This is a genomic window from Bombilactobacillus bombi (assembly GCF_013607485.1).
Taxonomy (GTDB): Bacteria; Bacillota; Bacilli; order Lactobacillales; family Lactobacillaceae; genus Bombilactobacillus; species Bombilactobacillus bombi_A.
On the sequence record NZ_SCHP01000006.1, the window covers coordinates 31,033 to 55,165 of the forward strand.

General features: G+C 37.8%; 41 protein-coding genes. 2 read left to right on the forward strand and 39 right to left on the reverse strand.

The annotated features are described in order from the left end of the window. Window positions 1-3: 3 nt before the first annotated feature. From rplM to EQ827_RS02780, 5 genes are all read right to left on the reverse strand, one after another. Complete coding sequence (gene rplM, locus EQ827_RS02760) at window positions 4-447, reverse strand: 50S ribosomal protein L13 (RefSeq protein WP_181189460.1); 444 nt, start codon at window positions 445-447, stop codon at window positions 4-6. Window positions 448-561: 114 nt separating this feature from the next. Next, window positions 562-1,314: a tRNA pseudouridine(38-40) synthase TruA gene (gene truA / locus EQ827_RS02765; RefSeq protein ID WP_181189461.1), complete on the reverse strand. Its 753-nt coding sequence runs from the start codon at window positions 1,312-1,314 to the stop codon at window positions 562-564. Window positions 1,315-1,319: 5 nt separating this feature from the next. Continuing rightward, window positions 1,320-2,114, reverse strand: a complete 795-nt coding sequence (locus EQ827_RS02770) for an energy-coupling factor transporter transmembrane component T family protein (protein ID WP_181189462.1) — start codon at window positions 2,112-2,114, stop codon at window positions 1,320-1,322. Then, window positions 2,107-2,967 (reverse strand): energy-coupling factor transporter ATPase, encoded by an 861-nt coding sequence (locus EQ827_RS02775; RefSeq protein ID WP_181189463.1) that lies wholly within the window; start codon window positions 2,965-2,967, stop codon window positions 2,107-2,109. Before EQ827_RS02775 ends, EQ827_RS02770 begins: the two co-directional genes overlap by 8 nt. Then, window positions 2,943-3,779: an energy-coupling factor transporter ATPase gene (locus tag EQ827_RS02780; RefSeq protein WP_181189464.1), complete on the reverse strand. Its 837-nt coding sequence runs from the start codon at window positions 3,777-3,779 to the stop codon at window positions 2,943-2,945. Before EQ827_RS02780 ends, EQ827_RS02775 begins: the two co-directional genes overlap by 25 nt. A gap of 67 nt (window positions 3,780-3,846) precedes the next feature. Here EQ827_RS02780 and EQ827_RS02785 point away from each other — a divergent pair, with 67 nt between their 5' ends. After that, entirely contained in the window at window positions 3,847-4,503 is a 657-nt protein-coding gene (locus EQ827_RS02785; protein WP_181189465.1) for an endonuclease III domain-containing protein, read from the forward strand. Window positions 4,504-4,608: 105 nt separating this feature from the next. Here EQ827_RS02785 and rplQ read toward each other — a convergent pair whose 3' ends face one another. The 33 genes from rplQ to rpsL all read right to left on the reverse strand — a co-directional run bounded on the left by rplQ (window position 4,609) and on the right by rpsL (window position 22,628). Continuing rightward, window positions 4,609-4,989 carry a 50S ribosomal protein L17 gene (rplQ, locus tag EQ827_RS02790; protein WP_181189466.1) on the reverse strand — a complete coding sequence of 127 codons (381 nt, stop codon included), beginning with the start codon at window positions 4,987-4,989 and terminating at the stop codon, window positions 4,609-4,611. Between the two features lie 20 nt (window positions 4,990-5,009). Then, complete coding sequence (locus tag EQ827_RS02795) at window positions 5,010-5,945, reverse strand: DNA-directed RNA polymerase subunit alpha (protein WP_181189467.1); 936 nt, start codon at window positions 5,943-5,945, stop codon at window positions 5,010-5,012. 67 nt (window positions 5,946-6,012) lie between these two features. Then, window positions 6,013-6,402 (reverse strand): 30S ribosomal protein S11, encoded by a 390-nt coding sequence (gene rpsK / locus EQ827_RS02800; protein WP_181189468.1) that lies wholly within the window; start codon window positions 6,400-6,402, stop codon window positions 6,013-6,015. A gap of 16 nt (window positions 6,403-6,418) precedes the next feature. After that, on the reverse strand, window positions 6,419-6,784 hold the full coding sequence (gene rpsM, locus EQ827_RS02805; RefSeq protein ID WP_181189469.1) for a 30S ribosomal protein S13: 366 nt from the start codon (window positions 6,782-6,784) through the stop codon (window positions 6,419-6,421). A 21-nt stretch (window positions 6,785-6,805) separates the two neighbouring features. After that, window positions 6,806-6,922 (reverse strand): 50S ribosomal protein L36, encoded by a 117-nt coding sequence (gene rpmJ / locus EQ827_RS02810; protein ID WP_045922249.1) that lies wholly within the window; start codon window positions 6,920-6,922, stop codon window positions 6,806-6,808. Window positions 6,923-6,972: 50 nt separating this feature from the next. Beyond that, window positions 6,973-7,191 carry a translation initiation factor IF-1 gene (gene infA, locus EQ827_RS02815; RefSeq protein WP_181189470.1) on the reverse strand — a complete coding sequence of 73 codons (219 nt, stop codon included), beginning with the start codon at window positions 7,189-7,191 and terminating at the stop codon, window positions 6,973-6,975. Window positions 7,192-7,299: 108 nt separating this feature from the next. Then, window positions 7,300-7,956: an adenylate kinase gene (locus tag EQ827_RS02820; protein WP_181189471.1), complete on the reverse strand. Its 657-nt coding sequence runs from the start codon at window positions 7,954-7,956 to the stop codon at window positions 7,300-7,302. 16 nt (window positions 7,957-7,972) lie between these two features. Beyond that, window positions 7,973-9,268: a preprotein translocase subunit SecY gene (gene secY / locus EQ827_RS02825; RefSeq protein ID WP_181189472.1), complete on the reverse strand. Its 1,296-nt coding sequence runs from the start codon at window positions 9,266-9,268 to the stop codon at window positions 7,973-7,975. After that, the gene (gene rplO / locus EQ827_RS02830; protein ID WP_181189473.1) at window positions 9,268-9,708 is read right to left on the reverse strand and encodes a 50S ribosomal protein L15; all 441 of its coding nucleotides are present in this window, start codon (window positions 9,706-9,708) and stop codon (window positions 9,268-9,270) included. The genes secY and rplO overlap by 1 nt, the downstream gene beginning before the upstream one ends. A 24-nt stretch (window positions 9,709-9,732) precedes the next feature. After that, complete coding sequence (gene rpmD / locus EQ827_RS02835; RefSeq protein WP_118899464.1) at window positions 9,733-9,918, reverse strand: 50S ribosomal protein L30; 186 nt, start codon at window positions 9,916-9,918, stop codon at window positions 9,733-9,735. 11 nt (window positions 9,919-9,929) lie between these two features. After that, window positions 9,930-10,430: a 30S ribosomal protein S5 gene (rpsE, locus tag EQ827_RS02840; protein WP_181189474.1), complete on the reverse strand. Its 501-nt coding sequence runs from the start codon at window positions 10,428-10,430 to the stop codon at window positions 9,930-9,932. A gap of 17 nt (window positions 10,431-10,447) precedes the next feature. Next, window positions 10,448-10,813 carry a 50S ribosomal protein L18 gene (gene rplR / locus EQ827_RS02845; RefSeq protein WP_309109327.1) on the reverse strand — a complete coding sequence of 122 codons (366 nt, stop codon included), beginning with the start codon at window positions 10,811-10,813 and terminating at the stop codon, window positions 10,448-10,450. Between the two features lie 24 nt (window positions 10,814-10,837). Beyond that, complete coding sequence (rplF, locus tag EQ827_RS02850) at window positions 10,838-11,374, reverse strand: 50S ribosomal protein L6 (RefSeq protein ID WP_181189476.1); 537 nt, start codon at window positions 11,372-11,374, stop codon at window positions 10,838-10,840. A 31-nt stretch (window positions 11,375-11,405) separates the two neighbouring features. Then, the gene (gene rpsH, locus EQ827_RS02855; protein ID WP_181189477.1) at window positions 11,406-11,804 is read right to left on the reverse strand and encodes a 30S ribosomal protein S8; all 399 of its coding nucleotides are present in this window, start codon (window positions 11,802-11,804) and stop codon (window positions 11,406-11,408) included. Window positions 11,805-11,829: 25 nt separating this feature from the next. Then, window positions 11,830-12,015, reverse strand: coding sequence for a type Z 30S ribosomal protein S14 (locus tag EQ827_RS02860; protein ID WP_181189478.1), 186 nt, complete (start codon window positions 12,013-12,015; stop codon window positions 11,830-11,832). A gap of 17 nt (window positions 12,016-12,032) precedes the next feature. Then, window positions 12,033-12,575, reverse strand: coding sequence for a 50S ribosomal protein L5 (gene rplE / locus EQ827_RS02865; protein ID WP_181189480.1), 543 nt, complete (start codon window positions 12,573-12,575; stop codon window positions 12,033-12,035). Window positions 12,576-12,600: 25 nt separating this feature from the next. Continuing rightward, complete coding sequence (rplX, locus tag EQ827_RS02870; RefSeq protein ID WP_181189482.1) at window positions 12,601-12,867, reverse strand: 50S ribosomal protein L24; 267 nt, start codon at window positions 12,865-12,867, stop codon at window positions 12,601-12,603. A gap of 32 nt (window positions 12,868-12,899) precedes the next feature. Further along, window positions 12,900-13,268, reverse strand: a complete 369-nt coding sequence (rplN, locus tag EQ827_RS02875; protein ID WP_181189483.1) for a 50S ribosomal protein L14 — start codon at window positions 13,266-13,268, stop codon at window positions 12,900-12,902. A gap of 41 nt (window positions 13,269-13,309) precedes the next feature. Beyond that, the gene (gene rpsQ / locus EQ827_RS02880) at window positions 13,310-13,585 is read right to left on the reverse strand and encodes a 30S ribosomal protein S17 (RefSeq protein WP_181189484.1); all 276 of its coding nucleotides are present in this window, start codon (window positions 13,583-13,585) and stop codon (window positions 13,310-13,312) included. Between the two features lie 18 nt (window positions 13,586-13,603). Next, window positions 13,604-13,801, reverse strand: coding sequence for a 50S ribosomal protein L29 (gene rpmC, locus EQ827_RS02885; protein WP_181189485.1), 198 nt, complete (start codon window positions 13,799-13,801; stop codon window positions 13,604-13,606). Next, the gene (gene rplP / locus EQ827_RS02890) at window positions 13,791-14,225 is read right to left on the reverse strand and encodes a 50S ribosomal protein L16 (protein WP_181189486.1); all 435 of its coding nucleotides are present in this window, start codon (window positions 14,223-14,225) and stop codon (window positions 13,791-13,793) included. Before rplP ends, rpmC begins: the two co-directional genes overlap by 11 nt. Before the next feature lie 3 nt (window positions 14,226-14,228). Further along, window positions 14,229-14,918 carry a 30S ribosomal protein S3 gene (gene rpsC / locus EQ827_RS02895; protein ID WP_181189487.1) on the reverse strand — a complete coding sequence of 230 codons (690 nt, stop codon included), beginning with the start codon at window positions 14,916-14,918 and terminating at the stop codon, window positions 14,229-14,231. 19 nt (window positions 14,919-14,937) lie between these two features. After that, window positions 14,938-15,288, reverse strand: a complete 351-nt coding sequence (rplV, locus tag EQ827_RS02900) for a 50S ribosomal protein L22 (RefSeq protein ID WP_181189488.1) — start codon at window positions 15,286-15,288, stop codon at window positions 14,938-14,940. Between the two features lie 17 nt (window positions 15,289-15,305). Next, window positions 15,306-15,584, reverse strand: a complete 279-nt coding sequence (gene rpsS / locus EQ827_RS02905; RefSeq protein ID WP_181189489.1) for a 30S ribosomal protein S19 — start codon at window positions 15,582-15,584, stop codon at window positions 15,306-15,308. A gap of 37 nt (window positions 15,585-15,621) precedes the next feature. Continuing rightward, complete coding sequence (gene rplB / locus EQ827_RS02910) at window positions 15,622-16,461, reverse strand: 50S ribosomal protein L2 (RefSeq protein ID WP_181189490.1); 840 nt, start codon at window positions 16,459-16,461, stop codon at window positions 15,622-15,624. A 17-nt stretch (window positions 16,462-16,478) separates the two neighbouring features. Next, on the reverse strand, window positions 16,479-16,766 hold the full coding sequence (gene rplW, locus EQ827_RS02915) for a 50S ribosomal protein L23 (protein ID WP_181189491.1): 288 nt from the start codon (window positions 16,764-16,766) through the stop codon (window positions 16,479-16,481). After that, a complete protein-coding gene (gene rplD, locus EQ827_RS02920; RefSeq protein ID WP_181189492.1) occupies window positions 16,766-17,389 on the reverse strand; it encodes a 50S ribosomal protein L4 in 624 nt (207 codons plus the stop codon). The genes rplW and rplD overlap by 1 nt, the downstream gene beginning before the upstream one ends. A 19-nt stretch (window positions 17,390-17,408) precedes the next feature. Then, window positions 17,409-18,104, reverse strand: coding sequence for a 50S ribosomal protein L3 (gene rplC / locus EQ827_RS02925; protein ID WP_181189493.1), 696 nt, complete (start codon window positions 18,102-18,104; stop codon window positions 17,409-17,411). Window positions 18,105-18,140: 36 nt separating this feature from the next. After that, the gene (rpsJ, locus tag EQ827_RS02930; RefSeq protein WP_181189494.1) at window positions 18,141-18,449 is read right to left on the reverse strand and encodes a 30S ribosomal protein S10; all 309 of its coding nucleotides are present in this window, start codon (window positions 18,447-18,449) and stop codon (window positions 18,141-18,143) included. A 335-nt stretch (window positions 18,450-18,784) separates the two neighbouring features. Further along, window positions 18,785-19,489 (reverse strand): B3/B4 domain-containing protein, encoded by a 705-nt coding sequence (locus EQ827_RS02935; RefSeq protein WP_181189495.1) that lies wholly within the window; start codon window positions 19,487-19,489, stop codon window positions 18,785-18,787. Between the two features lie 90 nt (window positions 19,490-19,579). After that, window positions 19,580-21,673: an elongation factor G gene (gene fusA / locus EQ827_RS02940; RefSeq protein WP_181189496.1), complete on the reverse strand. Its 2,094-nt coding sequence runs from the start codon at window positions 21,671-21,673 to the stop codon at window positions 19,580-19,582. Window positions 21,674-21,706: 33 nt separating this feature from the next. Further along, a complete protein-coding gene (gene rpsG, locus EQ827_RS02945) occupies window positions 21,707-22,177 on the reverse strand; it encodes a 30S ribosomal protein S7 (protein ID WP_181189497.1) in 471 nt (156 codons plus the stop codon). A gap of 37 nt (window positions 22,178-22,214) precedes the next feature. Further along, the gene (gene rpsL / locus EQ827_RS02950) at window positions 22,215-22,628 is read right to left on the reverse strand and encodes a 30S ribosomal protein S12 (RefSeq protein WP_181189498.1); all 414 of its coding nucleotides are present in this window, start codon (window positions 22,626-22,628) and stop codon (window positions 22,215-22,217) included. A 227-nt stretch (window positions 22,629-22,855) separates the two neighbouring features. On the opposite strand from rpsL, the gene EQ827_RS02955 reads away from it, so the two are divergent. Continuing rightward, entirely contained in the window at window positions 22,856-23,554 is a 699-nt protein-coding gene (locus EQ827_RS02955; RefSeq protein ID WP_181189499.1) for a prepilin peptidase, read from the forward strand. On the opposite strand, the gene msrA is transcribed toward EQ827_RS02955, so the two are convergent. Beyond that, on the reverse strand, window positions 23,530-24,066 hold the full coding sequence (gene msrA, locus EQ827_RS02960) for a peptide-methionine (S)-S-oxide reductase MsrA (RefSeq protein ID WP_181189500.1): 537 nt from the start codon (window positions 24,064-24,066) through the stop codon (window positions 23,530-23,532). The genes EQ827_RS02955 and msrA overlap by 25 nt on opposite strands. Between the last annotated feature and the right edge of the window lie 67 nt (window positions 24,067-24,133).

Here is a 24,133-nt window from a genome sequence, read left to right on the forward strand (position 1 = left end):
TCCTTAAATCAACTTATTAACATCTAAAACTTCAGGCTGTTGGGCAGCATGATTATGGTCTGCACCAGCGTAAACATGGAGCTTCTTAAATTGTTGACGACCAAGGGAATTCTTTGGCAACATTCCCCGAATAGACATTTCAACCAATTTCTCTGGATTATTAGCCAAAATTTGGCCAGCAGACTTAACTTTTAACCCACCAGGATGATTACTGTGGTGATAATAAAGCTTCTTGGCAGCCTTTTTCCCAGTTAATTTGATTTTGTCAGCATTGATAACAATTACATAATCACCTGTATCAATGTTCGGGGTGAATGTTGGTTTATTTTTACCACGTAAGATTGTAGCTACAGCGGTTGATAGACGTCCTAAAACGACATCAGTTGCGTCAATAAGATACCATTTACGTTCAACTTCACTTGGTTTAGCTAATGGTGTTGTACGCATTTAATTTCCTCCAATATCTGTGTCTGTTTACACACTCAATAAGTTTTCCGGGGCCTATCGTGGGGTAAACAATACCATTTCTCAATATACTCCCAATTCTAATAATAGTCAATATTATTTCTGTGGATAAAAAACTTTTTTCAAATATAAGCCACTCGCAGGTGCAGTTAAACGAGCTTGTTGGCGATCCTGCACCTCATATAATCGCAAAAAATCATGAACAGGCCGCCGATTGCTACCAATTTCTAAAAGTGTTGCAACCATAATACGTACCATATTATACAAAAAACCATCACCATGAAAAATAAATTTAATTTCCTGGGGATAATTGCTAGTGTCTAATTGGGCCTGATAAATCGTCCTGACCTTATTGCGTATTACTCCGCCACTAGCTTCAAAACTTGCAAAATTATGCGTACCTTGAACATCTTGTAAGGCCATTTGCATTTTCTTTATGTCAATAGCATATGGATGATGCCCCGTATATAACCTTAAAAAAGGATTCGTATATCTTCCCAAAGCCACACGATATTCATAGATTTTACTTAGTGCATCAAAACGAGCATTAAAATCAGGAGCTGCAATGTTGCTTTCAATAAATAAAATATCCCGGGGCATCAAACTATTTAAAGCTTTCAACATACTTGTTGCTGCAAGAGAACCCGGATAAGCAAAAGAAATCACTTGGCCTAAAGCATGAACGCCAGCATCAGTACGTCCTGAACCCACTACGTTAACTTTTTTTCCCTTGGTCATCTTTACCAAGGCATGTTCAATCGTTCCTTGAATCGTCTGTAAATTAGGCTGGTGTTGAAAACCATGATAGCGTGTGCCATCATATTGTACCGTCATTTTATATACTGTCATTAAGTCTAACTCCGCAAGATGATTAAAATAATTGTTAATACTATAAATAGTAACATCACTAAAGAATCCTGAAAATGCCATTTTAATTGGCGATATTTACTGCGATTCTCACTGCCCTGGTACCCTCGTGATTCCATAGCAATCGAAAGATCATAAGCAATATTAAAACTACTAACAAATAAAGGAATTAAGATAGGAATAATTGCTTTAATCTGCCGCAAAATACTACCATCACCAAAATCAACTCCCCGCGCCCGTTGAGCATTCATAATTTTAGTAGTCTCATCAGAAAGCAATGGAATGAATTGTAAGGCAATGGATAGCATTAAAGCTACTTCTTCAACAGGAAAATGGACAATTTTTAAAGGTTTTAAAATTGCACCAACCGCGTCAGCCATTTGTAAAGGCGTGGTCGTGATAGTTAAGAGCGTCGAAATAAAAATAATTAATAAAAACCTCATAAAAATAAATAAGCCATTTCTTATACTTAAGGCTGATAAAGAAAAAATTCCCCACTGCCAAAAGGGATGACCACCAGGAGTGAAAAGCATCTGCAAGGCCACAGTAAATATAATCAAAAAAATCATAGGCCGAACACCCTTAATAAAAAAACTCAATGAAACTTGTGACAGCAAAACTGCACTTAAAACAAAGATTGTCAAAGCTAAATAAGTTTGCCAATTATTAGCCAAAAAAACAATTGCCACAAAAATAAAAGTTGCAATAAATTTACAACGCGGATCTAGTTGATGGATGAGCGATTTCCCAGGCAGATAGCGCCCGATAATCATTTTACCCATGTAAACCTCCCAATTGCTTTAATAATTCCCGAATTATCTGCGTCTCCGTAATCGGCAGTTGCGCAAATTCAAATCCCTTTTGTACTAATTCTTGGGCAAATTGTGTACTTTCAGGCTGCATCAAATGATGCTGATTTAAAAACTCAATATCATTAAAAATAGATTGTGGAGAAGCTGTTCGAACTAAATGAGCTTGATCCATGACCAAAACTTGTTGAGCATATTGAGCCACATCTTCCATTTGATGTGAAATTAAAATAATAGTCTTTCCTTGTTGATGTAATTGCGCAAATAATTCCATCAGTTCTTCGTGTCCTTGTGGATCTAGACCGGCAGTGGGCTCATCTAAAATTAAAACTTGCGGCTTTGAGGCCAATACTCCAGCAATTGCTACTCGTCGCATTTGTCCTCCGGATAAATCAAATGGTGATTTATCTGCCACACTAGCAGGCAATTTAACTAATTCAAGCATCTGCAAGGCTATTTTCTTGGCTGTTGCTGCATCTACGCCAAAATTCTGCGGACCAAAGCTTATATCTTCTAAAACTGTTTCCGCAAATAATTGCTGTTCAGGAAATTGAAAGACCATACCCACCTCTTGACGCAACGGTTTTAAATGTTTATTTTTAGTTTCTGGAGTTATTAGCCTTTTACCGATTTGAATAGTTCCACTTGTAGGTTTCAATAATGCATTCATATGTTGAACTAAAGTTGATTTACCACTGCCAGTTTGGCCAATAATTGCAGAAAAACTGCCGGTCGGAATTTCAAAACTAACATGTGATAAGCCTTCAAAAGCTAGAGGTCCATCAGCTTGATAGACATGTGTTACATCTTTGAACGTAATTGCCATAATTCATCTGCCAATCCTTGTTTAGTTTGATATTTTTTAGTCAGCAAAACCCCCGCTTGCAATAAGCTCAATTGCAGTCTTTGAGTAAAGGGCGGCCGCAAGCCCCAAGCAGTCAAACGGGTTGGATCGGCAAAAATTTCAGCTACGGTTGCGGTTTTTTCGATTATTCCTCTTTTTAATATCACTACTTGGTCAGCTTCGACAATCTCTGATAAATCATGAGTAATGGATAGAATGGTAATACCTAACTGTTGCTGTAATTTTCGTATAATTTTTAAAATATCTCGTCGCCCGTTAGGATCTAACATACTAGTTGACTCATCCATAATAATAATTTGGGGCTGTAATGCAATAACACCGGCAATTGCTACGCGCTGCTTTTGACCACCAGATAAAGTTTGGGGAGCTTTATTTTTAAAAGCACTCATCTGGACTTGATCCAACGCCCAAGCCACACGTTGAACCATCTGTTTTCGAGGCATATTTTGATTTTCTAAGCCAAAGGCAACATCATCTTCTACTGTTGCTCCGACAAATTGATGATCAGGGTTTTGAAAAATAATACCAATTTTGCGCCGGATATTCCACAAAGATTGTTCGGTTAGTTTTTCACCAGCCACAGTAATCGTCCCTGAATCAGCTGGTAAAATCCCATTAATCAACTTTGCTAAAGTGCTTTTACCACTGCCATTTAAACCGACTATGGCAACCCACTGTTGTGGCTTTACTGTCAAATTTATTTTATTTAACGCAGACTTATTGGCATTGTCGTATGTAAAAGTTACATCTTTTAATGATATTATTGGGTTCATTATCTCACCACGATTAAAATAGTTTTCTAGTGTATAATAGCATAGTCTACAAAGAAGGAGTATTGATATGTCTATTTTTGACCCTCTAAATGCGCTTATGAAAGTTTATCAAACAGAAATCGCTCATTGGTGGCAATATCCCAATCCTAATCGCATGCTGGTGGAAGCCATTCTCATTCAACAAACTAATAGTAAAAACGTTATGCAAGCTATTGCCAATTTAAAAACGCAGAAAATCTTTGATGAACCATATTCTCAAACTTGGGAGCGATTGCGCCAAATGCCACCACAAGAACTCGAACAGGCAATTTATCCTAGTGGATTTTATCGGCTTAAAACAAAAAGATTACTTAATTTTGCGGATTGGCTGGCTAAATATCGGGATAATTTACAGATCATCAGTAACTTTACTTTATCAAAATTACGTCAAGAATTAAATGGTATTAATGGCGTTGGCCCAGAAACAGCAGACGTCATGATTTTATATACCTTTAAACATGCAGTCTTCATCCCTGACAACTATTGTTTGCGTCTTTATCAACAAATAGGCCTACTTCCTAAACAAATCACGTATCGCCAAGCACAAAAAATATTTGAAAACAACCCTGCAATGACCACTGACTATCATATGGCTCAGCATTGGCATGCAGCAATTGATGAATATGGTAAAAACCCCCAAAAACTACAAAATTCTCCATACAAAAAAATCATTCCCGAAAAGTAGCGCAAAAGCATTAGAGCTAGACTTAGTTTTTTAACCAACATCGTTACGCTCACTACTAATCGAAAGAATGATATTTAAATAGCTATTTAAAATAATCAGGAAATATTAGACCAATTCAATAATGGCCATTGGTGCAGAATCGCCGCGACGAGGAGCTGTCTTTAAAATTCTGGTGTATCCACCCTGACGTTCCTTGTAGCGTGGTGCAATATCACTAAACAATTTCTGTAATGCAGATTGAATAACCACTGCATCCTCTTCTTCGTTAATGCTAGCAACTTCATTGCGCACATAACGGGCAGCTAAACGACGAGAATGTAAATCACCGCGTTTTGCTAAGGTAATCATCTTTTCAGCAGTTTTTCTTACTTCTTTAGCTCGAGTTTCGGTAGTAACAATCCGTTCATGAATGAATAGATCTGTTGTTAAATCACGCAACATTGCCTTACGAACATCAGAAGCACGTCCAAGCTTGCGATAACTCATATTTTTGCCTCCCTTATACACTAATCATCTTGACGGAGTGATAAACCTAAATTAGCCAATTTTTCTTTGACTTCTTCCAAAGACTTGCGTCCCAAGTTTCTCACTTTCATCATATCTGACTCAGTTTTATCAGTTAATTCTTGTACAGTATTAATACCAGCTCGTTTTAAACAATTATACGAACGCACAGATAAATCTAATTCTTCGATGGTCATTTCAAGTTTTTTCTCTTTACGAGTTTCTTCTTTTTCGATCATCATGTCCGCATTCTTAGCTTCATCAGTCAACTCAACAAAAATTGTCAAATGCTCAGTTAAAACCTTAGCAGCTAAACTAATTGCCTCACGTGGATCAATAGAACCATTGGTCCAAACATCGAGAGTTAATTTATCGAAGTCGTTACGTTTCCCTACTCGAGTATGTTCAACCTGATAGTTGACACGAGAAACAGGGGTAAAAATTGAATCCACAGGTAAAACACCAATTGGTGTATCATCAGTCTTATTTTGGTCAGCTGGAGTATAACCACGGCCAGTTTTAACAGTCATTTGCATATGAAAATGGCCACCCTCAGCAACTGAACAAATATACTGATCAGGATCTAAGATTTCTAAGTCATCATCAGTTTCAATATCAGCCGCTGTTACTTGCTTAGGACCATCTACATTAATTTCTACCTTTTTTTCATCAGTGTGCAATTTTAGAGATAGTTTTTTAATATTTAAAACGACGTCTGTAACATCTTCTAAAACACCATCAATCGTAGAAAATTCATGCAAAACCCCATCAATTTGAATATCGGCTACAGCTGTACCCGGAAGAGATGACAACAAAACGCGCCGCAACGAATTGCCAAGAGTTGTTCCATAGCCGCGTTCCAATGGCTCAATGACATACTTGCCATAATTATCTGTTTCATCAATTTTTGTGATAACCGGTTTTTCGAATTCAATCATTATTTATGTTTTGCCCCTTTCAACAACGATTTTTAGCAACAAAAACTTTTTATGCCTAAGGTCAAAACTATACTCTACGACGTTTTGGAGGACGGGAACCATTATGAGGAACTGGTGTCACATCTCTAATAGCAGTTACTTCTAAACCGGTTGTCTGCAAAGAACGAATTGCTGCTTCACGTCCAGAACCAGGACCTTTAACAGCAACTTCAACTGTTTTCATACCTTGCTCCATAGATTCTTTTGCAGCTGCCTCACCGGCCATTTGAGCGGCAAAAGGTGTAGACTTACGGCTACCCTTGAATCCTAAGGCACCAGCAGAAGACCAGGAAATTGCATTTCCATGAACATCGGTAATCATTACGATTGTGTTATTGAAAGTAGAATGAATATGAGCAATTCCAGCTTCAACATGTTTCTTCACACGGCGTTTACGTGTTGTCTTTTTATTTGGCATATGCTTACCTCCTTATCTATTTCTTTTTACCAGCAATGCTAGTTTTTTTGCCCTTACGTGTCCGAGCATTATTTTTAGTGTTTTGTCCCCGAACTGGTAAACCGCGGCGATGACGCATTCCTCGATAAGAACCAATTTCTTGAAGACGTTTAATATTCATGCTGATTTCACGACGCAAGTCACCTTCAACTTTAACGTTGTCTACTTCTGCACGAATCTTTTCTTCTTGATCTGGTGTTAAATCACGTGTCCGTACATCTTCTGAAACACCGGCTTTTTGCAAAATCTTTTGTGCAGTAGTATTACCAATGCCAAAAATGTAGGTAAGTGCAATCACGATTCGCTTATCACGAGGTAAATCTACACCTGCAATACGTGCCATAAATTACGACCTCCTTTTATACTAACCTTGTCTTTGTTTATGTTTAGGATCAGCAGAACAAATAATCATTACGCGACCCTTACGCTTAATAACTTTACAATGTTCACACATTGGTTTAACTGATGGTCTTACTTTCATAGTCTAAATCCTCCCATCTAAAATGACGGATCTTCTTTGTACTAACACTATTATCTGAAACGGTAAGTGATACGTCCCTTAGTTAAATCATAAGGTGACAACTCCACTGTAACTTTATCGCCCGGTAGAATCCGAATATAGTGCATTCTAATCTTACCTGACACATGAGCCAAAACAGTCGCGCCATTTTCTAATTTAACTTTGAACATTGCATTTGGCAAAGTATCAGAAACAGTTCCCTCAACTTCGATTACATCCTCTTTAGCCAAAAAAGTATCCTCCTCGTTTCCCTTTGAACACAAAAATAGTGAGAGCGTGGCACTCACTAGTCGATACACCAGCTGAGTATACCATATTATTTACAATAATACCAAACATTAGTTAATTTTTCTTAAAAACAAATCAATCTGAGCAAAGACTTGATCAATTTCTTGTGCCCCATCAACTTGCTTTAAAATTCCCGCATTTTGATAATAATCAATTAATGGGGTGTTCATTTTAATATTAACATCTAAGCGATTCTTAACTGTTTGTGGCTGATCGTCTTCTCGCTGATAAAATTCGTGTCCTCCACAACGATCACACGTACCTTCCACTTTAGGAGGATTATAAAGTTTATGATAGGTAGCACCACAGTTACGACAAATGAAACGTCCAGATAATCGCTCTACTAACAATTTAGGATCAACATCAATATTAATTACTGCATCCAACTTTTTATTGAGTTGAGCATTGATTTCATCCAAAGCTTTTGCTTGTGCAAGATTACGTGGAAAACCATCAAGCATATAACCAGATTGACTGATATCATCTTGAGCTAAACGCTCTTGAACAATTTGATTAGTAACTTCATCTGGTACTAATTCGCCTTGGTCCATAAAAGCTTTTGCTTTTAGACCAACAGCCGTTTTATTGGCCATAGCTTCACGAAACATATCACCAGTTGATACATGAATAATATGATACTTATCAACAATCTTTTCCGCTTGAGTACCCTTACCAGCACCAGGCAGACCCATAAGCATTAAATTCATCATCTTGACCTCTCAATCAACGAATAAACCCAACATATTCTCGCTTCATTAACAAACCTTCTAATTGTCGATTAGCTTCAATTGCTACACCAACAACAATCAATAAACTGGTACCACCTAAACCGATAGACTGCGGTAAGCCAAAAATATTAGTTGCTAGCTGTGGTAACAAAGCAATTAAACCTAAGAAGACAGAACCAACAGTCGAAAGCCGCAACAATAAGCCAGAAATATATTTAATTGTTTCATTTCCAGGCCAGATTCCTGGAATATAAGCTCCCTGCTTTTGCAAATTTTCAGCCAGCTTTTCTGGATTAACTTGCACAAAAGCATAGAAAAATGTGAACAAAACAATTAAAACAGTATAAACGATTGCTCCGGTTGTTGTCTGCAAACTAAAAATATTCTGCATAACCTGATACCACGTATCTCCACCATGTGATTTTTGAAAAGCCATTAAAATAGTTGATGGTGTAACCACCAATGAACTGGCAAAGATAACCGGAATAACACCAGCAACATTGACTTTCAAGGGCAGATAACTTTCTGAACCCCCACTAGTAGCACGACGAGTATATTGGATTGGCACTTTACGATTAGCTTGCTGTACATAAGTTGTAAATTGAGTTACCAAAATAATTAACACTAGGATAATGGCAATAAAAAGAACATTAATCCATAAGTCGCTGCCCTTGGCACTAACTACTTGTTCTTTAATTAATTGGTACAATCCATGCGGTAAACGAGCCACAATACCAGCAAAAATAATCATAGAAACACCATTACCGATACCCTTATCAGTAATTTGTTCACCCATCCAAGTTAATAACATGGAACCACCGGTCATAATTATACCTAAAGTGATAAAGGTTTGGATACTGGGCTTAGACACCAATCCCATCCCGCTTAACGCATTAAAACCAGCGGTAATACCGATTGATTGTACGAATGCCAAAACAATTGTTAAATAACGAGTTACTTGATTCAGCTTACGTCGTCCAACTTCACCTTGCTTGCTCCACTCTACGAACTTAGGAACAATATCTGTTTGTAAAAGTTGAATGACAATTTGGGCAGTGATATAAGGGGAAACACCCATCGAAAAGATTGAATAGTTCGATAAACCACCACCGCTGACAGTATCTAGTAATGGAATTAGTCCCGTGGAACTAAGTTTTTCCATAGCCGAAATATTAATACCTGGAACGGCAATTTGTGCTCCCAAACGATAAATTGCTAAGATAAACAAGGTGAAAAAGATTTTCTTTCGGATCTCTTTAACCTTGAGAGCATTCTTTAGTGTTCCTAGCATTAAATCACCTCGATTGTTCCACCTGCAGCTTCGACAGCTTCTTTAGCAGCCTTTGATACCTTATTTACTTTAATGGTTAACTTTTTATCTAATTCACCATTTGCTAAAAGCTTAATGCCAGATAATTCTTTCTTAATAATACCAGCTTCAATTAGAACACGCGCATTAACTTCTGTACCAGCTTGAAATTGATTCAAATCATCCAGATTAATGATTGCATATTCTTTGCGGTTAATGTTATTGAATCCCCGTTTTGGCATCCGCCGGAATAAAGGCATTTGACCACCTTCAAAACCAATACGAGTTTTACCACCACTACGTGCTAATTGACCTTTTTGTCCACGGCCGGCAGTTTTACCAAAGCCAGATGAAGTACCACGGCCAACACGCTTACGCGAATGACGAGAACCAGGACTAGTTTGTAATTCATGTAATTTCACTTTAATGGCACCTCCTTTTTTAAATTATTTAACTTCTTCTACATCAACTAGATGTGCAATTTTCAAAACTGCACCACGAATTGCCGCATTATCAGGCTTAACAACTGAACTATTAACTCGGCCAAGACCTAATTCTTTAGCAACTTTACGTTGAGCGGGAATTCGGTGTGCAACACTACGCTTTAAAGTAATTTTTATTTTATTAGCCATTGTGCGCTCTCCTAACCTTGTAATTCTTCAACTGAAATACCACGTAATTCAGCAATTTCTTGGGCAGTTTTCAATTTAGATAAACCGTCAATTGTAGCACGAATCATATTAATAGGAGTATTACGTCCTAATGATTTGGTAGTAATATCATCAATACCTGCTAATTCCATTACAGCACGTACAGAGTCACCAGCAGCAATACCTGAACCAGCAACAGCAGGCTTCAAGAGTACACGACCAGCACCAAATTCACCAATGATTTCATGAGGAATAGTTGTACCAACTTTAGGTACTTCAATCAAGTTCTTTTGGGCATTATCAACGCCTTTACGAATAGCTTCAGGAACTTCTTGAGCTTTACCAGTACCTAAACCAACGTGGCCATTCTTATCGCCTACAACAACAATTGCGGCAAAACGCATCCGACGACCACCCTTGACAACCTTAGTAATCCGGTTAATAGCTACTAAGCGATCTTCTAATTCTAATTGAGATGGATCAACAAAAGCCATAAGTTTATTCCTCCTTTCTAAAATTTAAGTCCGTTTTCACGAGCAGCATCTGCTAAAGCTTGTACACGACCATGATAAATATAACCACCACGATCAAAAATAACATTTTCTTTTCCGGCAGCCACTGCTCTTTGAGCAACTAACTTACCAACTTGAGCTGCTTGCTCTGATTTACTTCCAGCTGTTACTTCTTTATCTAATGTTGAGGCACTTGCTAGCGTGACACCCGCTACGTCATCAATCACTTGAGCGTAGATGTTTTTATTAGAGCGAAATACATTTAAGCGTGGGCGCTCAGCAGTACCAGAGATTTTAGAACGGACACGTGCATGGCGCTTTAAGCGTGTCTTATTTTTATCTGGTTTTGTAATCACAATTTTCACCTCATAAATTTATTCATTGCTGGTCTATTTACCAGTCTTACCTTCTTTGCGACGAATATGTTCGCCAACATATTTAATACCCTTGCCCTTATAAGGTTCTGGTGGACGAACATCACGAATTTCAGCAGCAAATTGGCCAACTTCTTGTTTACTAATACCGCTAATATTTATCTCTGTGTTTGAAGGAACATCAACTGTTAAATCACTAGGTGTCGTCATTTCAACAGGATTGGAATAGCCAACATTCAAGATTAATGTTGTACCCTTCTTTTGTGCCCGATAACCAACACCGACTAATTCCAAACTCTTTTTAAAGCCTTCATTAACACCGACTACCATGTTATTGACATTAGCTCTTGTAGTACCATGAATAGCCTTGTCATTTTCATTACTACGCTCAAATTTAAGCTGATTACCTTCTTGAGTAATCTTGATTTTAGGGCTAACTTGTCGGGATAATTCACCCTTTGGGCCCTTAACAGTAACAGTATGAGCATTGTCATCAACCGTAACTGTTACACCTTCAGGTATATCAATAAGTTTATTTCCAATACGACTCACGCTTGGCGCACCTCCTTATTTATAATTTTGATTACCAAACGTATGCAATAACTTCGCCGCCAACATCTTTAGCACGGGCTTCTTTATCAGTAATAACCCCTTCAGATGTAGACAAAATTGCGATACCTAAACCATTTAATACTTTAGGCACTGCATCAGCTTTAACATAGCTGCGTAAACCCGGCTTCGAGATTTTCTTTAGGCCTGAGATTACCCGTTCATTATTCTTGCTATACTTCAAGTAAATCTTGATCATGCCTTGTTTATGATCATCAATAACTTCATAATCACGAATAAAGCCCTCACGTTTGAGGATTTCCGAGATACTCTTCTTCATATTAGAAGCGGGAACTTCTACAGAAGCATGACGTACCATATTCGCATTGCGAATTCGGGTTAAGTAATCCGCAATTGGATCTGTCATAGACATTTGCTGACCTCCTATTTTTAATTTTTTACCAGCTAGCTTTTCTCATACCAGGAATTTGACCCTTATGTGCTAATTCACGAAGGCAAATACGGCAAAGTTTAAATTCGCGATAAACCGAACGTGGACGTCCACAGCGTTCACAGCGTGTATAAGCTTGTGATGAAAACTTTGCTGGACGATGATTGCGAGCAATTTGTGATTTCTTAGCCAATAGCTTGACCTCCTATTTTATTTAGCAAATGGCATTCCAATTTGAGTTAACAATTCTTTAGACTCTTCATCAGTTTCTGCTGTTGTAACAATAACAACATCTAAGCCACGAACTTTAGACACCTTATCATAATCAATTTCTGGAAAAATTAATTGTTCTTTGATACCAAGAGTGTAATTACCCCGGCCATCAAAAGCACGATTACTTACGCCATGAAAATCACGAACCCGCGGTAAGGAAACGTTAATCAACTTATCCAAGAAGTCATACATCCGTTCGCCACGCAAAGTAACTTTAGCACCTATGGCCATTCCTTCACGCAAACGAAAACCCGCAATAGATTTCTTAGCTTTAGTAATCAATGGCTTTTGACCAGAAATAAGTGTCAATTCTTCAACGGCATTATCCAGATTTTTGGAATTTGAAACAGCATCACCAACACCCATATTTAAAACAACTTTTTCAATATGAGGTACTTGCATTACTGAAGAATAATTGAATTTTTTAACTAAGCTTGGAACAATTTCATCAATATATTTTTTGTGTAAAGCATTTTCCATTTTCCCTATGTGCCTCCTCTCTTAATTATTTTTCATTCTTTTCGGTAGACTTTTTAGTTGCAGCATCTTTAGCTGCTTTAACTACTTTAACATTCGATGCATCGAGCGGAGCTTCAACATCTTTAATTCCACCGTTAGGTTCTGTTTGTGAAGGCTTTTGGTGCTTTTTAATCATGTTAACGCCCTTAACAGTTACCTTATTGGTTCTTGGAAAAGCTTGGATAACTGTACCAGTTTTACCCTTATCTTTTCCTGCAATGACTTGAACATTATCGCCGGTTTTGACAAACACTGTTCGAGCACCTCCTTTGGGATTTCTAAATTTTACAATACTTCTGGTGCTAATGAAACAATCTTCATAAAGTTATTTTCACGTAATTCCCGAGCTACTGGTCCAAAAATACGTGTGCCCTTAGGAGTCTTGTCTGCATTAATAATCACAGCAGCATTATCATCAAATCTAATATATGAACCATCTGGACGATGTGAACGCGCAACTGTGCGAACAATTACAGCTTTAACCACGTCACCTTTTTTGACAACGCCACCTGGTGTTGCCTGTTTAACTGTGGCAACAATTATATCACCAACACTAGCAACCTTCCGGCCTGAACCACCAAGGACTTTAATAGTTAAAATTTCTCGTGCGCCAGAATTATCAGCAACACGAAGACGACTTTCTTGTTGAATCAAGATGGGATCCTCCTCTCATAGTTTCGATACGGATATTAAAATTAAACTCTAACACCCTTTTTGACAATTTCTAGTAGACGGAATCGTTTCATACGGGACAATGGCCGAGTTTCCATAATCCGCACAATATCGCCAACATTAGCTTCATTGTTGTCATCTTGAGCATAATATTTTTTAGAGTATCTGAAGCGTTTGCCATAAACAGGGTGTGTCTTGTAAGTTTCTACGACAACAGTAATTGTCTTATCCATTTTATCAGAAACTACACGTCCTTGATATACTTTACGATGATTGCGAGTATTTTCAGTTTCGCTCACTTAATTTCGCTCCTTTCGTTATTTACTCTCTAATTCCTGCTGATGCAATATAGTCTTAATGCGGGCAATATTTTTCCGAACTTTTTTGATTCTTGCTGTGTTTTCCAATTGGCCAGTAGCCTGCTGGAAATGAAGATTAAAGAGTTCTTCTTTATATTGCTTTTCTTTATCATGCATTTGAGCAGTGGTTAATTGTCTAATTTCACTAGTTTTCATCAGATTCGCCACCTACTTCCTCACGCTTAACAAACTTGGTCTTAATTGGTAGTTTGTTGGATGCAAGTCTTAGAGCCTCACGTGCAACTTCTTCAGAAACACCGCCGATTTCAAACATAACTTTCTCACGTTTAACAGCAGCTACCCAACCAGCTGGAGCACCTTTACCGGAACCCATCCGGACACCGACACCCTTAGCAGTATAGGATTTATGAGGAAAAATCTTGATCCAAACTTTACCGCCACGTTTCATATAACGAGTCATTGCAACACGAGCAGCTTCAATTTGGCGGTTAGAAATCCAATGGGATTCTAATGCTTGTAAACCATATTCACCAAAGGTAACTTCACGTCCACCCTTAGCAGCACCACGCATCTTACCCCGAAATTCACGACGGTGTTTTACACGCTTAGGTATTAACATCGATTAATTTCCTCCTTTCGCTCCATTATTGTTATGATGATTATTTGTATTAGCTTTAGGCTTATCAGGCAAAACTTCACCACGATAAATCCAAGTTTTGACACCTAAATTACCGTAAGTAGTAGCTGCTTCAACCCAAGCATAATCAATATCTGCCCGCAAAGTATGCAAAGGAACTGTACCTTCTGTATGCCATTCAACACGCGCCATATCAGCACCATTTAAACGACCAGAAACTTGAGTCTTAATTCCCTTTGCACCTGCGCGTAAAGAACGTTGTGTTGCTTGACGTTGTACACGACGGAAAGCAATACGAGCTTCCAATTGGCGAGCCATGCTTTCACCAACTAATTTTGCATCTAAATCAGGCTTTTTAATTTCAACAATGTTGATACGAATATTTTTGCCTGTTAAAGCATTAATTTCTTTGCGTAATTTTTCAACTTCCGATCCGCCTTTACCAATAACCATTCCTGGCTTTGCTGTATGAATCGAAACGTTAATTTTTTTAGCAGCACGTTCAATTTCAATACGTGAAACAGACGCATTAGCTAATTTCTTTTCAATAAAACGACGGATTTTGATATCTTCTAATAAAAACTTAGAAAAATCTTTTTTATTAGCATACCACTTGGAATCCCAATCACGAACGATACCAAGTCGAAATCCGATAGGATTAATTTTTTGACCCACGTTTTTCCCTCCTTATAAGTTATTCTTCTTCTGATACCACAACAGTGATATGACTAGTACGTTTATTAATCGGTGATGCGGAACCCTTAGCGCGAGGACGGAAACGTTTCAAAGTTGGTCCTTCGTTAACGTAAGCTTCACTAACTACTAAACTTTGAGAATCCAAATCATAATTATGCTCAGCATTTGCAATTGCTGATTTTAACACTTTAGCAATGATTGGTGAAGCAGCTCGTGGTGTGAATTGCAAAATTGCCATTGCTTCTGCAGCACTCTTGCCCTTAATAAGCTCTAATGCAAGGCGAGCCTTACGTGGCGCAATCCGAACTGTTCTAGCAGTAGCTGATGCACTGGTTATTTGTTCTGCCATCGTGTAATCTCTCCTTTCTATGCTCCAGTTTTCTTGTCATCTTTACCATGGCCGTGAAATGTCCGTGTAGGTACAAATTCACCTAATTTATGGCCGACCATGTCTTCTTGAATATAAACTGGGACGTGCTTTCTTCCATTGTAAACAGCAATTGTATAACCAACAAAGCTTGGAAAAATAGTAGAACGCCGTGACCAAGTCTTAATTACAGATTTTTTCTCTTGGTCAGCTTGTGCTTCAATTTTTTTAATCAAATGAGCATCAGCAAATGGTCCCTTTTTCAAACTACGACTCATCAGACAACCTCCCTTTTTTGTTATCTTTTAAAAAAGATTATTTTCTCTTATTCTTACGATGACGTACGATAAACTTCTCAGATTTAGCACGCTTGGAACGTGTCTTTTTACCAAGAGTTTTCTTACCCCAAGGTGAAAGTGGAGATGGATGTCCGACTGGTGCTTTACCTTCACCACCACCATGTGGGTGATCGTTAGGGTTCATTACCGAACCACGAACAGTAGGCCGAATGCCCATCCAACGTTTGCGACCAGCTTTACCAATATTGATTAGTTCATGTTGTTCATTGCCGACAGCACCAATAGTTGCGCGTGCTGCTGATAAAATCATTCTCACTTCACCAGAAGCTAAACGAATTAAAGTATATTTACCATCGCGGCCTAAAACTTGAGCAGAAGTGCCAGCAGAACGAACTAATTGTCCACCCTTACCAGGTTTCATTTCAATATTATGAATCACTGTACCAACGGGAATATTTTCAAGTGGCAATGCATTACCAACTTTAATGTCAGCATCAACACCAGATTTAACTTTTTGTCCTACTTCTAAGCCCTTAGGTGCTAAAATGTATGTTTTAACTCCGTCATCATAATGTAACAAGGCAATATTAGCAGAACGATTAGGATCGTATTCAATAGCTTTAACAGTTGCGACAACATCGTCTTTATTACGCTTAAAATCAATCACACGATATTTTTGTTTGTGACCACCGCCACGATGACGCACTGTAATATGACCATATGAGTTACGTCCAGCAATATGCTTTTGTGACTCAAGTAGAGTTTTTTCTGGTTTTGTTTTAGTGATTTCTGCAAAATCAGAAGCGGTCATATTCCGACGACCATTAGTAATCGGTTTATATTTAATAATACCCACGCTTTTTACCTCCTATATTATTCGTTTTCGAAGATTTTAATTTCTTTAGAATCTTCAGTCAATTTAACGATGGCTTTGCGTCTTTTGTTGGTTTTACCAACATAACGTCCAACCCGCTTTTTCTTTGGCTTAACGTTCATGATGTTGACTTTTGCAACCTTAACTTCAAATAATTCTTCGATTGCTTGGCGAACTTGAATCTTGTTAGCGTCAACTGCAACATCAAAAACATACTTCTTGTCATCCATATCAGCCATGGAAGCTTCAGTGATTACAGGACGTAAAATGATATCTTGTGCTGCCATTATCCAAGCGCCTCCTCAATTTTAGCTAATGCTTTTTGAGTAACAATCATTTGTTGATTATTAATCACATCTAATACGTTAATATTTTCTGCAGTAATAGCTTTAACTTTGTCAATATTGCGAGCAGATAAAACTGCATTATCATTACCAGCTTCAACAACAACTAAAGTCCGACCTTGAGCATTTAAGCTATTTAATAACTGTTTGAAAGCTTTAGTATTTGGCTTTTCAAAGTTCAAATCATCAACAACCATTAATTCATTGTCAATAACCTTTTGCGAAAGGACTGACTTCAATGCCAAACGAGCAACTTTACGAGGCAATTTATAAGCATAAGATCTTGGTGTTGGTCCAAAAACAATACCACCACCACGCCATTGTGGAGAACGGATTGAACCTTGACGTGCACGACCAGTTCCCTTTTGCCGCCATGGTTTACGACCACCACCACGGACAGCAGAGCGGTTCTTCACTGCATGGGTACCACGACGCAAAGATGCTTGCTGCATAATCACTGCATCAGTAATCACATGATTGTTAGGTTCAATTCCAAATATTTCATCCTTAACATCAGTTGAGCCATTTTTTGTACCAGTTTGTTGATATACATCTAATTGTGCCATTAATTATTTACCTCCCTTCTTAATTTTCCGCTGTTTCAGTTTCAGCTTTATCTTCAGAAATTAAAGCACCAATGTTCTTTTTGCCCTTAATCCCTTTGATTGTAGTTTGAATTTTAACCAATGATTTATTAGCTCCAGGGACATTACCACGAATCATCAATAAATCATTTTCGGTATCTACTTTTACGATTACTAAATTTTGAGTAGTGACTTGATCGCCACCCATACGTCCAGGTAACATTTTACCCTTAAATACACGGTTAATAATTGAACCCATTGATCCAGGGATCCGGTGATAACGCGAACCGTGAGTTTCAGGACCACGTGATTGACCAAAACGCTTGATGTTACCTTGGAAACCATGTCCTTTAGTAATTCCAGTGACGTCAACAACATCGCCACTTGTAAATGTATCAACTTTTACTTCATCGCCAACTTTATAATCATCCAAATTCATATCGCGAAATTCGCGTAAATAGTGTTTGGGTGTTGTGTTAGCTTTTTTAGCATGACCTTGTTGAGGTTTGTTAGTTAAGATTTCACGACGATCTTCAAAGCCTAATTGAACAGCTTCGTAACCATCGTTTTCTTTGGTTTTAAGCTGCATAACAACATTAGGTGTTGCTTGAATAACAGTTACAGGAATCAATTCGCCTTTATCTGTAAAAAGCTGTGTCATTCCTACTTTTTTACCAAGAATTCCTTTTCTGGTCATGAGTACACCTCCATTAATTGATTTTAATTTCTAAAATTATAATTTGATTTCAATATCGACACCACTTGGAAGATCAAGTTTCATTAATGAATCAACTGTTTTAGGTGATGGATTAACAATGTCGATTAAACGTTTATGAGTACGGATTTCGAATTGTTCACGAGCATCTTTATATTTATGTGGTGAACTAATCACTGTGTACAGTGCCCGTTCTGTTGGCAAAGGAATTGGTCCAGAAATTTCTGCCCCAGTTCTCTTTGCAGTTTCCACAATTTTGTCAGCTGATTGATCAATAATCCGGTGTTCGTAAGCTTTAAGACGAATACGAATTTTTTGACTTGCCATGGAATTCCCTCCTTCTTGCATCTTTTAAGATACCGGCTCAACGAAAATTACCGACCACCCTGCCGTGGCAAAGCGCCCGGGCGTGTCGCAACCTCTCGTCTCCACGCCGTTTATTGCTGTAAATCAAGGCAAAATACGCCCTTCGAATTCAGCACTCTTACAATAATACACGGCAAAGCACCGAATTTCAAGGGTTTTAGTAATTATTTTAATAATTTAATTTCAATCTGCTTGTCCATATCAATCTAAATAAGCAGACATTCTTATTAGTTTTCAAAAAGAGCAAAATAAAAAGAGCAAAGTAATAAGTTACCTTGTTCTTTTACATTAAAATTCTAAAATCTAATATTTGGATTATCTTTAGATAAAATATCAAGAGTAGTATTAATATCTAAATAATTAAGCAGCCGCTCTTGTAAAAGTTTAATAGCTTGGCGATGATCTTTTTGACGCTCAGGATTAATATTTTCCATGTAGAAAATCAAGTTATTTGTTTCTGGCGTCACTTCTACTCTTGCACTATCTCTCCAAGCCATACATCTGCTCAATACCGCTTGATCATCCCGATAGATGACCTCGCCAGGTAGAGTGTACTCTACATCATCTTCTCCAATCGGGAAGAACTTTTCATCCCCAGGAGAAACTGTCAATTCTACTATTCCTTGAATCTTATCCATGTCTTCTCCGCCGATAGGAAAAGCCCATTCTAGTGAAACTGAATTATAAATATCAACAACTGGGTTGATACTTCCTACACCCTTGCCTTGTTTTGCTCGCTTTAAAAGATTTTCTACAGCACAACGAGCGCCTTTTTTAGTTTTAAATTTTCTAAAAGCCTGCCGCCAATCTTTGATAACATCATTTTCACTTATGGGATCATTTTCAACCCATTTAAGAGCTTTTTCATTGGCTTTACTTAATAAGTCAGAAGGCACTTTACTATCATCTTGATTATTAATATTATTAGCTGTTAAAACTGCTATTTCAGTTTCTGGAAATATATCCCAAAATGATTGATCTACTTGAAATCCATGTTCCATAACTATCCCTCCAGTTAAATACTATTTTATATTGGATACTATTAAAATTCAATTACAAAAAAAGCCAGGTTTTAAAAACCCGGCTTTTTTCTATTTTGCGTTACCGCCATTTTTCTTAATAATTTCTTCTTGAATACTCTTTGGAGTTTTCTCATAATGATCAAAAGTCATAGTAAAAGTACCACGTCCTTGAGTAGCAGAACGTAAAGTAGTTGCATAACCAAACATTTCTGCTAATGGAACAAAGGCATTGATTAACTGAGCATTACCCCGCTCTTCCATACCTTCAATCCGACCACGGCGTGCTGTTACTTGACCCATAACATCACCCAAGTAGTCTTCTGGAGTGACAATTTCAACTTTCATAATTGGTTCCAAGATTACTGCGCCAGCGTCCTTAACCGCATTATGCAAAGCCATTGAAGCAGCAACTTTAAAGGCAGCTTCTGAAGAGTCAACTTCATGATAAGAACCATCATAAAGCTTAGCTTTAATATCGATTAATGGATAACCAGCCAAGACTCCGTTAGCCATTGCATCTTTCAGACCAGCTTCAACAGATGGAATATATTCACGAGGCACAACCCCACCAACAATTGCATCTTCGAATTCAAAGCCCTTACCTTCTTCATTAGGCTCAAATTCAACCCATACATCACCATATTGACCTTTACCACCAGACTGACGAACAAATTTACCTTCAGCTGAGGCTTTCTTAGTAAATGTTTCCCGGTAAGCAACTTGAGGATTGCCGACACGTGCATCAACTTTAAATTCGCGGCGCATCCGGTCAACCATGATGTCCAAGTGTAATTCACCCATACCAGCAATTAAAGTTTCACCAGTTTCTGGATTAGTTTCAGCTTGGAATGTTGGATCTTCTTCAGCTAATTTTTGCAAAGCAACATCCAACTTATCCCGGTCTTCTTTGGACTTAGGTTCAATGGATACCTGGATAACAGGATCAGGAATTTCCATCGATTCCAAAATTAATGGATGATCAGGATCAGTTAAAGAATCACCAGTAGTAGTATTCTTTAAACCGATAGCTGCTGCAATATCTCCGGAAAATACTTCAGGTATTTCCTTACGGTGGTTAGAATGCATTTGTAATAAACGACCAACACGTTCACGCTTATCTTTGGTTGCATTCAAAACATAAGATCCTGATTCCAAAGTTCCAGTATAGACACGTAAATAAGTTAAACGTCCAACAAAAGGATCGGTTGCAATTTTAAAAGCTAAACCAGCAAATGGCTTATTATCATCCGCCATTAATTCTACTTCTTCACCAGATTGAGGATCAGTTGCGTTATATGGACGAACATCTAAAGGTGAAGGTAAATAATCCACAACGGCATCCATCAACATCTGTACACCCTTGTTCTTAAAAGCTGAACCAGCTAATACTGGGAACAACTTAAGATCAATAGTTGCTTTCCGGATTGCTTGGCGAATTTCATCATTAGAAATTTCTTCGCCTTCCAAATACTTGTTCATAATGTCATCATCAATATCAGCCAAAGTCTCAATCATTTGACCCCGACGCTTTTCAGCTTCTTCTTTATAGTCATCAGGCACATCAACTGTATCCCATTTTGAACCTAACTCATCTTCATCATAAAGATCAGCCTTCATTTCGATTAAGTCAATAACACCTTCAAAAGCATCTTCAGCACCAATTGGCATTTGAATTGGTAATGGCAGAGCATCTAAGCGATCTTTGATAGTTTGAACAGAATAATCAAAGTCAGCACCAATTTTATCCATTTTATTGACAAACACAATCCGTGGTACATTATAAGTTGTTGCCTGACGCCAAACATTTTCAGTTTGCGGTTCAACACCTGATTGCCCATCCAAAACCGTAATTGCTCCATCCAAAACCCGCAAGGAACGTTCAACTTCAATCGTAAAGTCAACGTGTCCTGGGGTATCGATGATATTAATCCGATGATCTTTCCATTGAGCTGTGGTAGCTGCTGATGTAATAGTAATACCACGCTCTTGCTCTTGAGCCATCCAGTCCATTTGGGAAGCTCCATCATGAGTTTCACCAATTTTATGAATTTTACCTGTATAGTAAAGAATTCGCTCTGTTGTTGTTGTTTTACCGGCATCAATATGGGCCATGATTCCGATATTACGTGTTTTTTCTAAGGGAAATTCACGTTTATTAGCCATTAGATATTAGTACTCCTCTCAATAAACCCTCAATTACCAGCGATAGTGAGCAAATGCCCGGTTAGCGTCTGCCATCTTATGAGTGTCTTCACGTTTTTTAACGGCAGCACCAGTATTGTTAGCAGCATCCATAATCTCAGCTGCTAAACGTTGGTCCATAGTATGTTCACCACGTAAACGCGCATAACTAACAATCCAGCGTAGTCCTAATGTAGTACGACGTTCTGGACGGACTTCAATCGGAACTTGGTAGTTAGAACCACCGATTCGACGAGCTTTAACTTCCAAAACTGGCATAACATTCTTCATAGCTTCATCAAATACTTCCACTGGATCATTGCCAGTCTTGTCTTTGATAATATCAAAAGCATTGTATAAAATAGTTGAAGCTTTGCCCCGCTTGCCATCAACCATTAAATGGTTAATCAAACGAGTAACAAGTTTGGAATTATAAATTGGATCTGGTAATACATCACGCTTTGTAACGGTTCCCTTTCTTGGCATGAATATCCTCCTCTAGAATTGCTTTGTTTTAATTGTTTTATTTTTTAGGTCTTTTTGCACCATACTTAGAACGACCTTGCATCCGGCCATCAACACCCGCAGTATCCAATGCACCACGAATAATATGGTAACGTACACCAGGTAAATCTTTTACACGACCACCACGAATTAAGACAACACTATGTTCCTGCAAGTTATGACCAATACCAGGAATATAAGCAGTAACTTCAATTAAGTTAGATAAACGCACACGCGCATATTTCCGTAACGCAGAGTTTGGCTTCTTTGGTGTCATTGTACCGACACGAGTAGCAACTCCACGTTTTTGTGGTGCTGGATTATCAGTAGTAATTTTTTTCATACTGTTGTAACCAAAATTTAAAGCTGGTGAATCCGACTTTGTAGTTCTAGTCTTACGACCTTTACGTACCAATTGATTAATTGTTGGCATTCAAATTTCCTCCTTGATTTTTAAGTACACACATCCAGGTGGTTCTTTTTTTGAGAAATAAAAATACCACTGATGTGGTTCTTCGCTCATTACGGCAGACATTTACCTCTAAAAAGCACAACTATCAGATTAGCATCACTAACGTCTATTGTCAATAATAATTACTAAAAAAGGAATTTTTAAGTTAAAAAATTCCTTTTTCGGTATTTAAATATAGAGGTGACAATATGCTATTGTTTAATATTTTATTTAGTCTTTGTTTAGCATCTTTTAGCGGCGTCGTTGCTTTACGTTTGCCCTTAGGCCAAACATTTTTAAATTCACGTTCTTGCTGCGATTATTGTGGCCACCAATTAGCTTGGTATCACTTAATCCCTTTAATCAGTTATTTATGCCTACGTGGACATTGTGCTTATTGCGGCCACCAAATACATCCAGATATCTTTATTATCGAAATTATCGGACTGATTGTTGCATTAGAAGCCAGTTTTCAAAGCACCTATAACTCTTATGCACTTATTCTGCTGCTGATTACGGTGGCAATGAATGCAATTACAGACATCTTCTTTTTATCTATTTGGCCCATAACTTTGGTGCCGTCAATTGTGGCTACTTTAATCTTGCAATTTCCTAATTCTAACTTTTGGCTACATTGGATTGCTTTAGCAGTCATCTTCAGTATCTTTTATTTTCTTTGTAAAAATAAATTTGGATTTGGTGATATTGAAATCATCCTTTTAATTGCACTTTTATTAGGAATTAAACTCACTTTAGAAATTATTTTGTTAACGACATTGATTATCATCATTTATTTAATCGGTCAGCCGCAAAAACTTAATAGTAATCTTCCGATTGCTTTTATACCATTTTTATTAATTGCTTTCCTGTTGAGAATGGCATTTTATTGCTGGGGCTTTTGCCAATGATTAACAATAAATTCCTTCCGGCCACCAGCTTCTTCCATTTTGTAGCGGCGGGGATTCTTACGATAAAACTGCTGATGCTCTTCTTCCGCGGGATAAAATGGTTTAGCAGGCTCAATCGTGGTCACAATTGGCTCTAAAAACTTGCCGCTTTCTTCCAAACGCTTTTTCGAGACCTCAGCAATTTGACGTTGATTATCATCTTTTACAAAAATTACAGGTCGATAATTATCGCCACGATCTTGAAATTGCCCCATGGCGTCTGTCGGATCAGTTTGCTGCCAATAAATTTCTACTAATTCTTTATATGAAATAATCGTCGGATCAAAAATTATTTGAACTGCTTCAGTATGGCCTGTTTCGTGACGAGATACCTGTTCGTAAGTAGGGTTAGGCACAAAACCGCCAGTATATCCAGAAATCACTTTTTTAATACCTGGACGAGTTTCAAAGGGTTCAACCATACACCAAAAGCATCCTCCAGCAAAAATTGCTGTATCTTCATGTTCACTCATAATATCCTCCTAAATTACTTGAATTTCACTTCATTATAATCTTATTTATCACAAAATAAACCAACCT